Genomic DNA, 13,627 nt, shown 5'->3' on the forward strand with positions numbered 1-13,627 from the left:
CGCCGGCGGGTCCCCGCCCTCGGCCGCCGCCTCCGTGCGCTGGGTCCGGCGGGTCACCGCACGGACCCGCGCCACCAGCTCCCGGACGCTGAACGGTTTCGCCAGATAGTCGTCCGCCCCGAGCTCAAGCCCCAGGACCCGGTCGGCCTCCTCACCCCGCGCACTCAGGATGATGACCGGCACGTCCGAGACCTGCCGGATGCCGCGGCAGACGTCGATCCCGTCCATGTCCGGCAGCCCGAGGTCGAGCAGGACGACGTCGCCGTACGGCCTTCTCAACCCCTCGGCCCCGGTGGTGACGTGATCCACCCTCAGCCCGAAGTGGGCCAGGCCCTCGGTGAGCGGTTCGGCGATCGTCTCGTCGTCCTCGATGAGCAGCACGTGTATGCCCATGGGTCCCGTCTCTCGAATTCTTATTTCTCTGCCCTGGCCTGAACACGCTACAAGAAACAGGCCCTTGCAGAACAGTGCGCCAAAGAATGGCCAATTTCTGTGCGGGCGCTTGCCTTCGCTTAACCTTCGTCTGGTGTGGCCTGCTCTACGGTGAGACGACCTGGTCAACTCCCCATCGAGGAGGCTACGTTGAAGGCATTGCTGGACCATGCGCGCTCGTTCGGGCGGCAGGTCGAATTCGAGAGCGGTGAATACCGGAAACTCGCCGAGGGACAATATCCCGAGGCGCTCTTCATTACCTGCTCGGACTCCCGGGTGATACCCGCACTGATTACCGGTGCGCGGCCCGGTGAGATATTCGAGCTGCGCAACGCGGGAAATATCGTGCCGCCGTACGGCAGCCCGGGCGCGTCCGGTGAGGCGGCCACCATCGAATACGCACTGGAGGTGCTCGGGGTTCAGGACATCGTCGTGTGCGGTCACTCACACTGCGGTGCGATGGGGGCGTTGAAGTCCGGCGACGACCTCTCGGCGCTGCCCGGTGTGGACGCGTGGCTGCGCCTGGCCCGTCCGGAACTGGTGCCGGTCCTCGCGACCGCGTCCGACGACCCGTCACTGCCGGACGTGGCACAGGGCAACATCGTCAACCAGCTTGCCGTGCTGCGGACCTACCCCGTGGTACGCAGGCGTCTGGAGGCGGCGCGGCTGCGGCTGCACGGCTGGTACTACGAGGTCGACACCGGTCAGGTGCACGAGCTGGAGGACGACGGCCGGTTCCGGGTGCATAGCGGATGAGCGGGGCGCATGCGCGCGGTCGTACGCGCACCAAGGTCGGCACATCGAGGGCGGCCGGGGCCTCCGGTGCGCCCGGCATCGAGACGCCGGGCATCGAGACGCCGGGCATCGAGACGCCGGGCATCGAGACGCCCGGCATCGGGGCGGCCGGGGGCGGGAAGCCGGTGAAGCCCGGGAAGGGCGCCAAGCCCGACCTCGCCAACGAGATCACCGCCTCCCTCGTCGTCTTCCTCGTCGCCCTTCCCCTGTGCATCGGCGTCGCCGTCGCCTCCGGAGTCCCGGCCGAGCTCGGGATCATCTCCGGCGTGATCGGCGGTCTCGTCGTCGGCGCCGTCCGGGGCAGCACCCTCCAGGTCAGCGGCCCGGCCGCCGGACTCGCCGCACTGGTCGCGGAGACGGTGCTGCGGCACGGCCTGGCGATGCTCGGCGTGATCGTCCTGTTCTCCGGCCTCCTTCAGATCGTCCTCGGCGTCGTACGTCTGGGCCGGATGTTCCAGGCGATCTCCATCGCCGTGGTCCAGGGCATGCTGGCGGGCATCGGGCTCCCGCTGATGTTCAGCCAGGCGTACCCGGTGGCCGACGCCAAGGCGCCCGGCACGCCGATCGAGAACATGGCGGGCATCCCGGGCCTGTTCGCCGACATCCTGACCGACCCGCAGGCGATGATCGCCACCCTGCTCGGTGTCGCCACGATCGTGCTGAGCTTCCTGTGGAACAAGGTGCCGGGCCCGGCGAAGAAGGTCCCGGCCGCACTGGTCGCGGTCGGCATCGGCATCGCGGTCGCCGCGCTGCCCGGCGTGGACGTGAAGACGCTCCAGGTCGGCAATCTGCTGGCGTCCGTACAGCCGCCGGGGGCCGAGCAGTTCGCGGGACTCGCCAACGCCGCCGTCATCGGCTCCATCCTCACCTTCACGGTCATCGCCTCCGCGGAGAGCCTGTTCACCGCGGCCGCCGTGGACCGGATGCACAGTGGCCCGCGTACCCGCTACAACACCGAGCTCATCGCCCAGGGCGCCGGCAACACCATCGCGGGCGTGCTCGGCGCCCTCCCGGTCACGGCGGTCGTCGCCCGCAGCTCGGCCAACGTCCAGGCCGGCGCCAAGACCCGCCTGTCGCGCACCCTGCACGGCCTGTGGCTGCTGGCCTTCGCGCTGCTGCTGCCGCAGGTGCTCGCACTGATCCCGATCTCGGTGCTCGCGGGCGTCCTGGTGCACAGCGGCTGGAAGCTGTTCGCGCCGCAGGAGTTCCCGAAGATGTGGCGGCAGGACCGGGGCGAGTTCGTCGTCATGACGGTGACGACCCTGGTCATCGTGGCGACGGCACTGCTGGAGGGCGTCCTGATCGGCCTCGCGGCCGGGATCGTGCTCGCCGCCCTGCGCATGTCGCAGACGGTGATCCGCCAGCACGTCGAGGACGACACCGCGAAGGTCGTCATGGCCGGCAACGCGACGTTCCTACGGCTGCCCCAGGTCATCGAGGCCCTGGAGGGCGCCGCGGCCTCGGGCAAGCCGCGCATCCGCCTCGACCTGACCGGCGTGACCCACCTGGACCACGCCTGCCGCAACCAGGTGGAGGAGTTCACGGCACAGCAACGCGGGCTCGGCACCCGGGTGGAACTGCTGATGCCGGGACCGGCGCCCACGGAGCCACCCGTGGCCACCACGGCCGCGCCCGGGCCGGGCCAGGTCCCGTCCCCGCCACCGACCTCCCCAGGGCGGTCGGCCCCCGGCCCGGACGCCGAATGGTTCTACCTGGACACGCGACCCGTCCCGGCGAACCATGAGCACGGCCACGGCGGCCAGGAGTACGGCCACGTCGACCACGAGCGGGGCTACGGCGACCACGACCCAGGTCACGGCGACTACGGCCTGGAACCCGCCGACCATGGCGCGCGACAGACCGGCCATGGCCCTGTCCACGGCGGCCACGGGCGGCTTCACGGCGACCACGGTCTGCCTCACGGCGCACACGGTCAAGCTCACGGCGGACACGGCCAGGCTCACGGCGGATACGGCCAAGCCCACGGCGACTACGCGAGCACCCACCGCTCGTAGACTGGATCCCGGGCCGTCCGTACCGGAAGGAGCCCGCGATGGCCGGCTGGAGCGCGCACGACATCCCCGACCAGCGCGGTCGCGTCGCCGTCGTCACCGGCGCCAACAGCGGGCTCGGTTACGTCACGGCGCGGGAGCTGGCGCGCAAGGGTGCCCAGGTGGTGCTCGCCTGCCGCAGCGAGGCGCGGGGTGCGGCGGCCCGGGACCGGATGTCCGTGGAGGCCGAAGTCCCGGCCGCACGGCTCCGGTTGACGCACCTGGACCTCGCCGACCTCGGCTCCGTACGGGACTTCGTCGGACAGTTCCCGTACGACCGGCTCGACCTGCTGGTGAACAACGCCGGGGTGATGGCGTTGCCGTACGGCACCACGGTGGACGGCTTCGAGACGCAGTTCGGCGTCAATCATCTGGGGCACTTCGCGCTCACCGGCCGGCTGCTGCCCGCGCTGCTCGGGACTCCGGGCGCGCGGGTGGTGACCGTCTCCAGCCCGCTGCACGCACTGGCCGATGTGGACCTGGCCGAGCTCAACGGGGAGCGCCGCTACCGGCGTTGGATCGCCTACGCGCGGTCCAAGACCGCCAACCTGCTCTTCACGCACGAGCTGGCGCGCCGCCTCGCGGCGCGGGAGGGCGTGGACGTGGTGGCCGCCGCGGCCCATCCCGGGTACGCGGACACCGAGCTCCAGGCAGCGGGGCCGCGGATGGCGGGGCGCCGGGCCGCCGAGCGGCTCGTCCGGCTGGGCAACCGGGTCCTCGCCCAGTCCGCCGAGGCCGGCGCCCTGCCCACCCTGTACGCCGCGACCGCCCCCGGCGTCCGCCCCGACTCCTTCACCGGCCCGTCCTTCGCCGGCTGGCGCGGCTCACCCGCCCCGTCGCGGCGGGCGCGCTGGACCCTGGACGACGAGGCGGGAGAACGGCTCTGGGAGGCGTCGGAGTGGCTGACGGGGGTGACGACGGACGTCGCCTTCAGGCGCTTCGCACCTCGTACGTAGCCACCCGCACCGCCTCGTCGTCCAGGCACCGCCCGGTCTCCAGGTCGAAGCGCTGCTTCAGCAGGGGCGAGGCGACGAACGGGCGGCCCGCGTGGCTGCCGGTCAGGCCGCGGGAGAGGACGGCCGCGCCGCCGAACGGGTCGCGGTTGTCGATGGCGTACAGCTCCCCCGCGCGGTCGCGGAACAGCGCCACCTGGTTGCCGTCGGGCAGCAGGGCCGCCACCCCGCGCCCCGGCAGCAGATGGGTCAGGTCGCAGACCGTCAACCAGTCGTCGCTGAGGCGTACTTGAACCTTCAGGTCGGTCGTCTCGGGGGCCAGGGTCATCGCTGGGCGCTTCCTTCCAGGACTTCAGCGTCGGGTCGCATACCGATGGACAGCAACGGCAGGTCGGGCTTGATCTGGTCGCGCTCGGCGACGAAGCCGACGACCGGGTCGGGGGTGTCGGGGGCGTTCACGAAGGAGACGAAGCGGGACAGCTTCTCGGGGTCGTTGATGGTCTCCGCCCACTCGTCGCGGTAGTGCGCGACATGGGCCGTCATCAGGGACTCCAGCTCCTCGCAGATGCCGAGGGAGTCCTCGACGACCACCTCGCGCACATGGTCCAGGCCGCCGGGGATCCGCTCCAGCCAGGTCGACGTGCGCTCCAGGCGGTCCGCGGTGCGGATGTAGAACATCAGGAAACGGTCGATCAGCCGGATCAGCTCGGCGTCGGACAGGTCCTGCGCCAGCAGGTCAGCGTGGCGCGGGGTGGCGCCGCCGTTGCCGCCGACGTAGAGGTTCCAGCCGTTGGCGGTGGCGATCACGCCGAAGTCCTTCGACTGGGCCTCCGCGCACTCGCGCTGACAGCCGGAGACCGCCGACTTCAGTTTGTGCGGGGACCTGAGCCCCCGGTAGCGCAGCTCCAGGTCGATCGCCATGCGGACCGAGTCCTGGACGCCGTAGCGGCACCAGGTCTGCCCGACGCAGGACTTCACCGTGCGCAGCGACTTGCCGTAGGCGTGACCGGACTCGAAGCCGGCATCCACCAGGCGGGCCCAGATCAGGGGGAGCTGCTCGACGCGGGCGCCGAACATGTCGATGCGCTGACCGCCGGTGATCTTGGTGTAGAGGCCGAAGTCGCGGGCCACCTCACCGATCACGATGAGCTTCTCCGGGGTGATCTCACCGCCGGGGATGCGCGGCACGATCGAGTACGAGCCGTTCTTCTGGATGTTGGCGAGGAAGTGGTCGTTGCTGTCCTGGAGGGCGGCCTGCTCACCGTCCAGGACGTATCCGCTCGCGCCGATCGTCGGGGCGAGGGAGGCGATGATCGAGCCGACGGCCGGCTTGCAGATCTCGCAGCCGTCGCCGCCCCGGGCGCCTTCGCGGCCGTAGCGGTCGAGCAGGTCCTGGTAGGTGTTGATGCGCAGGGCGAGGACGATCTCGTAGAGCTCCTCGCGGGTCTGTGCGAAGCAGCCGCACAAACCCTTGTCGACCTCGACGCCGGACGCCTCCAGCTCGGCGGTGACCAGCTGGCCGAGCACCTTGACGCAGGAGCCGCAGCCGGTGCCGGCCTTGGTGCACTTCTTGACCTCGGGCACGGTCGTGCACTTGTGGTCGGTGACCGCGCCGCGGATCGTGCCCTTGGTGACGTTGTGGCAGGAGCAGACGACCGCGTCGTCCGGCAGCGCGGACGGACCCAGCTGGGCGGGCGCCCCGGCACCGGCCGGCAGCACCAGCGACTCGGGGGAGACCGGCGGTACCGAACCGGTGAACGCCTTGAGCGTGCCGTACGCCTCCGCGTCACCGACCAGGATGCCGCCGAGCAGGGTGCCGTCCCGGCCGATGACCAGCTTCTTGTACAGGCCCGCGCGGGAGTCGGAGTACACCACGTCCAGGCAGTCCTCGGTGGTGCCGTGCGCGTCACCGAAGGACGCCACGTCCACGCCGAGCAGCTTCAGCTTGGTGGACAGGTCCGCGCCGACGAAGGCGGCCTCGTCGGCGGCGATGGTCGCGGCGGCCGTCTCGGCCTGCTCGTAACCGGGGGCGACCAGGCCGTACACCCGGCCGTCCGACGCCAGCGCGCACTCGCCGATCGCGAACACCTGCGGGTCGGCGACCGTACGGCACTGCTCGTCGACGGCGATGCCGCCGCGCTCCCCGACGGTCAGGCCGCAGTCACGGGCCAGCTGGTCGCGGGGGCGGACACCGGCGCTGAACACCACCATGCCGGTGGCCAGTTCGGAACCGTCGGACAGCTTCATGCCGGTCACGGCACCGGACTCGTCGACGACGATCTCCTGGGTGCCCACCCCGGTGTGCACGGTCAGGCCCATGTCCTCGATGGTGCGCAGCAGCGCCGCGCCGCCGCCGTCGTCGACCTGCACCGGCATCAGCCGCGGCGCGAACTCCACGATGTGCGCCTCGACACCGAGACCCTTCAGCGCGCCGGCGGCCTCCAGGCCCAGCAGACCGCCGCCGACCACGGCACCGGTCGTCGCCTTCGTCTTCGCGTACTCCTCGATCGCGAGCAGGTCCTCGATCGTGCGGTAGACGAAACAGCCCTCGGCGTCCTTGTTCGGGACCGGCGGTACGAAGGGGTAGGAGCCGGTGGCCAGCACGAGGACGTCGTACCGGAAGACCTGGCCCGACCGGGCGGTGACCTCCTTCGCCTCGCGGTCGACGCGCTCGGCCGGGTCGCCCACGTACAGCTCGATGCCGTGGTCCTTGATGAACTCCATGTCCGTCATGGACAGGTCCTCGGGCGTCCGGCCCGAGAAGTACGAGGTGAGCGCCACGCGGTCGTACGCCGGGCGCGGCTCTTCGCACAGCACGACCACGCGGTGCGTGGCGGTCAGGCCGCGCTCGGCGAGCGCTTCGAGGAAGCGCTGGCCGACCATGCCATGGCCGACGAGCACGATCGTGGGGGTGGCCTCCGTGGCCTCCGGGGTGGCGGTCATCAGGAGCCTCCATCGTTGGTGAGCAGGTGGAGCAGGGGGGCGTCGTCGGGCAGCGGCTCCGCCGACTCCCAGGCGCGGGCGAGCGCGCCGACGGTGCCGAGTTCGCCGACGAGGACCCCGCCGACCAGGCGGTCGTCGCGGACGACGACCTTGCGGTAGGTGCCGCGGGTGGCGTCGGTCAGCTGCACGACGTCGTCGCCGGGCAGGGCCTCCGTCTCGCCGAACGCGGCGAGGTCGAAGGGGGAGTCGTGTCCGGCGAGCGTCAGCCGGGTGAGCGCGCGGGTACCGGTGTACCGCGCGTGCGGGCGGCGGCCCGAGAGCAGCTCGGCCAGGACTTCCGCCTGTTCGAGCGCGGGGGTGGCGAGGCCGTACACCGTGCCGTCGTGCTGTGCGCAGTCGCCGATCGCCCGGATGTGCGGGTCGCTGGTGCGCAGCTCGTCGTCGACGACGATCCCTTTGCGCACCTCGAGTCCGGCGGACTGCGCGAGGCCCGTGCGGGGGTGCACGCCGCAGGCCAGCACGACGAGTTCGGCGTCGAGGGCGTAGCCGTCGTGCATCTCGACGGAGCGGACCGCGCCGCCCACGCAGCGCACGTCCCGCACCCGGCACTCGGTGTGGATCTCCACGCCGAGATCCTTCAGATGCCGCTGGACGAGCTTGGAGGCGTTCGGGTCGAGCTGGCGCTCCATGAGCCGCTCGCCCTGCTGGGCGAGCACGACCTGGGCGCCGCGCCGGGCGAGCGCGCGGGCCGCGGAGACCCCGAGCAGCCCACCGCCGATCACGACCGCCTTCACGCCGGGCCGCACCGCCTTGGACAGCCCCAGGCAGTCGTCCATCGTCCGGAAGGCGTGGATGCCCTCCGGCAGCACATGGTCGGCGGTGAACAGGCCGCGCAGCGGCGGCAGCACCGGGTTGGAGCCGGTGGCCAGCACGAGCGTGTCGTATGCGATCTCCGAACCGTCCGCGAGGTGTACGGCTCGCACCTGACGGTCGATCCCGGTGACCCGGCCGCGGGTCAGCCGCGCGGGCGCCGGCAGGGCGATCACGTCGGGGCTGTAGCGGCCCGCCAGCACCTCGGCGAGCAGGACCCGGTTGTACGGGCGGTGCTCCTCGTCGCCGACGAGCGTCACGGGCGTGCCGAGCTCGCCGAGCCGCCGGGCGAGTCGTACGCCCGCGAGGCCGGCGCCGATCACCACCACACGCGTATTCGAGGTCATGGCATCGAGCGTGCGGGGCGGGTGTTTCCCGACCGCATCACCTCTGTTTCCCGCGAGGAACGCTGCCCTCAGCGAGGGCCCGGGGGCGATGTGAGGGTTCGGGCGGCGTGGCGTGGACGGGCTGTGAGACGGGCTCGGCGGCCGGACCGCTCACCTCGGGAATCCCTCGGGCCGCAGGACCGCCTACCTCAGGAGTCCCTCGGGCCGCAGGAACCGCCTACCTCAGGAGTCCCTCAAGTCGCATGGACGGCACGCGCGGGCGCCGCCTAGGGTCGCGATCATGCCCGACATATCGCTGACCACCGTCGTCCTGCTGTGCCTCGCCGCCCTCGCGGCCGGCTGGATCGACGCCGTGGTCGGCGGCGGCGGACTCCTGCTGCTCCCGGCGCTGCTGCTCGGCCTGCCCGCGAGCACCCCGGCCGCCTATGCGCTCGGCACCAACAAGGCGGTCGCGATCGTCGGCACCACGGGCGCCGCCGTGACATACGCCCGCAAGGCGCCGGTGGACGTGGGCCTCGCCGTACGCATCGGCCTCGCGGCACTCGCGGGTTCCTCCGGCGGCGCGTTCTTCGCGGCCGGCATGAGCACCGAGGTGCTGAAGCCGGTGATCATGGTGGTGCTGCTCGGTGTCGCCGCCTTCGTGATCCTGCGCCCCGCCTTCGGTACCGCACCGGCGACGGGCCCGGCCACCCGCCGCCAGGTGCTCGCCGCGATCGGGCTCGCGGGCCTGGGCATCGGCTTCTACGACGGACTGATCGGCCCCGGCACCGGGACCTTCCTGGTCCTCGCCCTCACCGCCGTCCTGCACCTCGACCTCGTCACGGCCTCCGCCACCGCCAAGATCGTCAACTGCTGCACCAACGCCGGGGCCCTGGCCACCTTCGCCTGGCAGGGCACGGTCCTGTGGCAACTGGCCGCGCTGATGGCCGTGTTCAACCTCGCGGGCGGCACGCTGGGCGCGCACACGGCCCTGAAGAAGGGCAGCGGCTTCGTCCGGGTCGTGCTCCTGACGGTGGTGTTCGCGCTGGTGGCGAACCTGGCGTACGAGCAGTGGGTGGCCTGACGTACGAGCCGTGACCGACGAGCCGTGACCGACGAGCAGTGGCCGGCCTGCCTACGACTCTTCTCCGCGCAGCAGCAGTTCGACCGCTCCGGTCGTGTCCTCGTCACCGTGGCCCTCGGCCTGCCATCGCTCCAGCAGGGCCATGTAGGGCGTCAGCAGCTCCGGGCTCACCCCCTGTTCCGTGGCCGTGGCCAGCAGGGTGGCGTTGCCCGCCACCTGCATGGCGAGGTTGGAGACGACGTCCTCGCCGTACTCGCCGCTCTCCAGCTGTTCGGCGGCCTGGTACGCGGCGGGCGTCATCGCGCCGAGCCAGGACACGAGCAGCGGCGCGAAGTCCTTGGGCGCGATGTCCTCCCGCCGGATCAGCGCGAAGGCGTGCAGGACGCCCGCGAACATGCCGCTCATCGCACTCAGCAACGCCACGTCGTGCAGCGCCGCGAACCCCGGGTCCGCGCCGACGTACCGGGTGCCGGCCGGGACGGCGAGGGTGGCGGCGTGCTCCTCGAAGAGGCCGGGCGAGCCGCTGTAGAAGACGTACGCTCCCGAACCCGCGGCCCCGATCATCGGCGGTACGGCCATGATGCCGGCGTCCAGGAAACGGGCGCCGCGCGCCTCGGCCCAGGCGGCGCGGGCACGGCCCTGGGCGGGCGTCCCGGTGGTGAGGTTCACCAGGTCGCGGCCGGTGAGGTCGGTGTCGTCGAGGGCCTCGCCGACCGAGGCGTCGTCCAGCAGGCAGACGACGACGAGCCGGCTCGCGGCCACCGCCTCGGCGGCGCTCGCGGCGACCGTCGCGCCCAGCGCGGCCAGCGGCTCGGCCCGGGCCGGGCTGCGGTTCCAGACGGTGACGGGGTGACCGGCGGCGAGCCAGGCACGGGCCAGGGCGGTGCCCATGGCGCCGGTGCCGAGGAGGGTGAGGGCGGGGGAGGGCGAGCGGGGGTCCACCGGGTTGTCGGCCTGGCCGTCGGAGTTGCCTGTGATGGCGTGGTTGTCAGTCATGGCGTTTAGGCTCGTCGCAGAGGAACGGCCTGCTCAAGTACGTACTTCCGAGTGGGTGGTTACCGCCGGGAAAGCATCCAGGCAGGGGAGGGGCGGCATGGCGATCGGACGGCGGCCGGGGGCGTACGTCTGTGGGATCGACGCGGCGATGGACGTGGTCGGGGGCAAGTGGAAGGTGCTCATCCTGTGGGCGCTGAACGAACGTCCCTGCCGTTTCGGGGCGCTGCGCCGGGAGCTGCCGGGGGTGACCGAGAAGGTGCTCGCCGCGCAGCTGCGGGAGCTGGAGGCGGACGGCATCGTCCACCGCGCGGCGTTCGACGAGGTGCCGCCGCGCGTCGAGTACTCCCTGACGCCGCTCGGCCTGTCGCTCAACGACGCGCTGGGACCGCTGGGGGCCTGGGGACGGGAGAACATCCTGGGTCCTCGCGAGCAGCGGTCAGCGGCTGCCGGTGAGGTGCGCGAACACCACGACATTGCCCTGATACCCGGTCGTCCGTGAGTAGCCGCCGCCGCAGGTGATCACCCGTAGCTCGGGGCGCGGCGCCGGGCCGTACACCTTCGCGTCGGGGAAGGCCTTCGCGTCGTACACCTCGACGGCGTGCACGGTGAACAGCGCAGTCCCGCCGTCGCGCCGGTCCACCTCGATCGTGCTGCCCTTCTTCAGGGCGCCCAGTCGGTAGAAGACGGCGGGCCCGTCGGCGTTGTCGACATGCCCGGCGACAACGGCGGTACCCCGCTCGCCCGGCGTGGTGCCCGCCTCGTACCACCCGGCGAGGTTCTCGCGCTCGGCGGGCGGGACGTCGAGGCTGCCGGACTTCGTCAGGCCCAGGCCCATCAAGGGCGCGTCGACGCGGATCGCGGGGATGCGGATGCGCGCGGGCGGCGAGGGAGGTAGCGCGGCGGCGGCCGAGGGCCGGGCACCTGGGCCGGTGTGCGAGGCGCGGGCACCTGGGCCGGTGTGCGAGGCGCGCGGCTCGGGGGTCCCGGAGACCCCGGGCTCCCGACTTCCGGTCCTTGCCGATTCCGTCGCGGAGCCCGCTCCGGACTCCCCGTTCCCTCCGGCCTCCCCCGCCTCCCCCGCCTGCCCTGCCTCCCCCGCCTGTGCGGCGGAGGGCTGCGGCGGGGCGTGTGTCTCGGCGCCGTTGTGCAGCAGCCAGGCGCCGCAGCACAGGGCCAGGGCGGTGACCGCGGCTATGGCGGCGTTACCGACGCTGCGGTGACTGCGCACGTGAGCCTCCTGGACTCTCCCTGGGGCCGCCCTCGTCCCCCTCCGGGCCGCGAGGGGCGTCGGACCCGGAGGGGGAGGGGACATGCGGTACCGGTCGACGGACAGCGGAGGGTGTCCGTCAGATCCCGTCGCCTCTCGCCCGGCGATGCAGGAGCCAGGTACCGCCCGCGGCGGCGACGGCGAGAGCCGCCACGCCTGCCGCGGTCTGCACGGGGTCGGCGCCGAGAGCACCGCCGACCCCCGTCTTCACACTTCCTCGCGGATGCACCTGCCCGCGCGCGGCCGTCAGCGTGACCACGAGGTCCCCCGTCACCCGCCGCCCGCCGTCGGCGCAGGTCGCGACGATCTCGTACGTCCCCGGCTGCGCGCTCGGCGGCACCCGGAACTGCCCGCCCGCCTCCTGCTCGTGCCCGCCTGGCGCCAGCGGGAAGGAACCGGCACCCACCGCGCTGGCGTCACCGTCCGCCGAACCGCCCGCACCGCAGTCCGCCGTGTTCACCGTGACCTGACCGCCCGGCACCACCGACGACGGATACACCTCCAGACCGCCACCGTCACCGCCACCGTCAACGCCGTACGCGGGCGTGACGACGAGACCGACGGCGCCGACGGCCAGCGCGGTCCCGGTCAGCAGACGGGCGGTACGTCGCATCGATGCTCCTCCGAGCGCACGGGCCCATGACCCGCGGCACCCCCAAGTGCCGCCGCCTCGGCCGAGCCCTGCCCTTTCGAGGTAAGGGCCAGCGGGGCGGGAGCGCTTGTCGAGACAGCGTCGGAAATGTGCTGAACGGGTGTCGCCGCGCGAGGCCGCACCCCTTGGCGCGAAGCCGTTTCAGCAGGTCACCGCGGCCCTGCGGGTGCGGCGCGGAAGAGAAACCGGATGGTCGGGGCGCCGGGGTGTGAACGGGTGACCCGCGGGCTCACCCGCCCCCGTACTCCGCCAGCACTTCACCGACGGTCCGCCGAGCCACCTCCGCCAGCACCGGATTCGTCCCGTTCCCGCAGCGCTCGCCGTAGTAGTGCTCCGCCGTCAGCCCGAAGCACAGGGCCCATCCGCGCCCCCGGGCCCACGTGGTGTCATCGAGGCCGGCCGCCGCCCGGAACACCTCACGTGCCCCGGCGTCGAAGACCGCCCATGCCGCGATGGTGTCGGCCGCCGGGTCCCCGACGCCGAGGCCGCCGAAGTCGATGACCGCGGTGAGGCGCCCGGCGCGGGTCAGCAGATTGCCCGGGAGGAGATCGGCGTGCAGCCAGACGGGCGCGGCGGCCCACTGCGGAAGCCGGAGGGTCTCCTCCCACAGGGCGGTCGCCAGCCGCGCGTCCAGCATGCCGACGGCACCGAGGTCCCGGATCGCGGCCCGGACGGGTCCGTCGTGCCGGGCGACCGGGTCGCCGCGGAAGGACGCCGGACCACCGGTCGCGTCCACCGCCCGCAGCGCCGCCGTGAAACGCCCCAACTCGGCTGCTGCGTCCAGTGGTCGAGTGAACGGCATGTCGTGGGCGTTGTCACCGTCCAGCCAGCGGTACACGCCCCAGGGCAGTCCGTAGCCCGCGCCCGGTTCCCCCAGCCCCAGCGGCAGGGGCACCTCCAGCGGAAGCCGCGGCGCCAGCCGCGGCAGCCACTGCTGCTCCCGCCGGACCTGATGGGCCCCGCCCGGAAGCCGCGGCAACCGCACCACCATGTCGGCGCCCAGCCGGTACATCGCGTTGTCGGTCCCGGCGGACTCGACCCGCACCACCGGCAGCCCCGCCCACCGGGGGAACTGCTCGGCGACGAGCCGGGCGACCAGTGTCTCGTCGATGTCCAGCTCGTCGGCGTGCATCTTCGCGGGCGCGGACATGAGCCTCCGTGGCGACGGGGAGTTGGCGGTGGGGGGGGTGCCCCTATGGGTTTCGTCAAGCTGATGGGGCGGGCTGTGGGTCGTAGAAGGTGCCGTCGCGGAGCATCG

Annotated in this window: 12 protein-coding genes and 1 pseudogene; 5 read left to right on the forward strand and 8 right to left on the reverse strand. The window is 72.5% G+C overall.

The genetic code is table 11. The features are described 5' to 3' along the window. Positions 1–3: 3 nt before the first annotated feature. A pseudogene (locus tag ACHBTE_RS14320) lies at positions 4–393 on the reverse strand (response regulator transcription factor); the annotation flags it as partial. A gap of 189 nt (positions 394–582) precedes the next feature. Between ACHBTE_RS14320 and ACHBTE_RS14325 the strand changes: the two are divergent. From ACHBTE_RS14325 to ACHBTE_RS14335, 3 genes are read left to right on the forward strand one after another with little or no spacing between them, the layout of a single operon-like run. Beyond that, positions 583–1,188: a carbonic anhydrase gene (locus ACHBTE_RS14325; protein ID WP_394724156.1), complete on the forward strand. Its 606-nt coding sequence runs from the start codon at positions 583–585 to the stop codon at positions 1,186–1,188. Next, entirely contained in the window at positions 1,185–3,242 is a 2,058-nt protein-coding gene (locus ACHBTE_RS14330) for a SulP family inorganic anion transporter (protein ID WP_394724157.1), read from the forward strand. The genes ACHBTE_RS14325 and ACHBTE_RS14330 overlap by 4 nt, the downstream gene beginning before the upstream one ends. Positions 3,243–3,280: 38 nt before the next feature. After that, the gene (locus tag ACHBTE_RS14335; protein ID WP_394724158.1) at positions 3,281–4,234 is read left to right on the forward strand and encodes an oxidoreductase; all 954 of its coding nucleotides are present in this window, start codon (positions 3,281–3,283) and stop codon (positions 4,232–4,234) included. Here ACHBTE_RS14335 and nirD read toward each other — a convergent pair. From nirD to ACHBTE_RS14350, 3 genes are read right to left on the reverse strand one after another with little or no spacing between them, the layout of a single operon-like run. Then, positions 4,209–4,559 (reverse strand): nitrite reductase small subunit NirD, encoded by a 351-nt coding sequence (gene nirD / locus ACHBTE_RS14340; RefSeq protein WP_394724159.1) that lies wholly within the window; start codon positions 4,557–4,559, stop codon positions 4,209–4,211. The genes ACHBTE_RS14335 and nirD overlap by 26 nt on opposite strands. Continuing rightward, positions 4,556–7,174: a nitrite reductase large subunit NirB gene (gene nirB, locus ACHBTE_RS14345; protein WP_394724160.1), complete on the reverse strand. Its 2,619-nt coding sequence runs from the start codon at positions 7,172–7,174 to the stop codon at positions 4,556–4,558. The genes nirD and nirB overlap by 4 nt, the downstream gene beginning before the upstream one ends. Beyond that, entirely contained in the window at positions 7,174–8,391 is a 1,218-nt protein-coding gene (locus ACHBTE_RS14350) for an NAD(P)/FAD-dependent oxidoreductase (RefSeq protein WP_394724161.1), read from the reverse strand. The genes nirB and ACHBTE_RS14350 overlap by 1 nt, the downstream gene beginning before the upstream one ends. 280 nt (positions 8,392–8,671) lie before the next feature. On the opposite strand from ACHBTE_RS14350, the gene ACHBTE_RS14355 reads away from it, so the two are divergent. Next, entirely contained in the window at positions 8,672–9,454 is a 783-nt protein-coding gene (locus tag ACHBTE_RS14355; protein ID WP_394724162.1) for a sulfite exporter TauE/SafE family protein, read from the forward strand. 51 nt (positions 9,455–9,505) lie between these two features. Here the strand turns inward: ACHBTE_RS14355 and ACHBTE_RS14360 are convergent, their stop codons facing one another. Continuing rightward, a complete protein-coding gene (locus ACHBTE_RS14360) occupies positions 9,506–10,345 on the reverse strand; it encodes an NAD(P)-dependent oxidoreductase (RefSeq protein WP_394724181.1) in 840 nt (279 codons plus the stop codon). Between the two features lie 202 nt (positions 10,346–10,547). Between ACHBTE_RS14360 and ACHBTE_RS14365 the strand changes: the two genes are divergently transcribed. Continuing rightward, positions 10,548–10,949 (forward strand): winged helix-turn-helix transcriptional regulator, encoded by a 402-nt coding sequence (locus ACHBTE_RS14365; protein ID WP_394724163.1) that lies wholly within the window; start codon positions 10,548–10,550, stop codon positions 10,947–10,949. Here the strand turns inward: ACHBTE_RS14365 and ACHBTE_RS14370 are convergent. The 3 genes from ACHBTE_RS14370 to ACHBTE_RS14380 all read right to left on the reverse strand — a co-directional run bounded on the left by ACHBTE_RS14370 (position 10,887) and on the right by ACHBTE_RS14380 (position 13,519). After that, positions 10,887–11,678 carry a class F sortase gene (locus tag ACHBTE_RS14370; RefSeq protein ID WP_394724164.1) on the reverse strand — a complete coding sequence of 264 codons (792 nt, stop codon included), beginning with the start codon at positions 11,676–11,678 and terminating at the stop codon, positions 10,887–10,889. The genes ACHBTE_RS14365 and ACHBTE_RS14370 overlap by 63 nt on opposite strands. Positions 11,679–11,796: 118 nt before the next feature. Next, entirely contained in the window at positions 11,797–12,330 is a 534-nt protein-coding gene (locus ACHBTE_RS14375; RefSeq protein WP_394724165.1) for a hypothetical protein, read from the reverse strand. Positions 12,331–12,598: 268 nt separating this feature from the next. Further along, a complete protein-coding gene (locus ACHBTE_RS14380) occupies positions 12,599–13,519 on the reverse strand; it encodes an aminoglycoside phosphotransferase family protein (protein ID WP_394724166.1) in 921 nt (306 codons plus the stop codon). Positions 13,520–13,627: the final 108 nt, after the last annotated feature.

The sequence above is a fragment of the Streptomyces sp. M41 genome, assembly GCF_043673425.1.
In the GTDB taxonomy this organism is placed as follows: Bacteria; Actinomycetota; Actinomycetes; order Streptomycetales; family Streptomycetaceae; genus Streptomyces.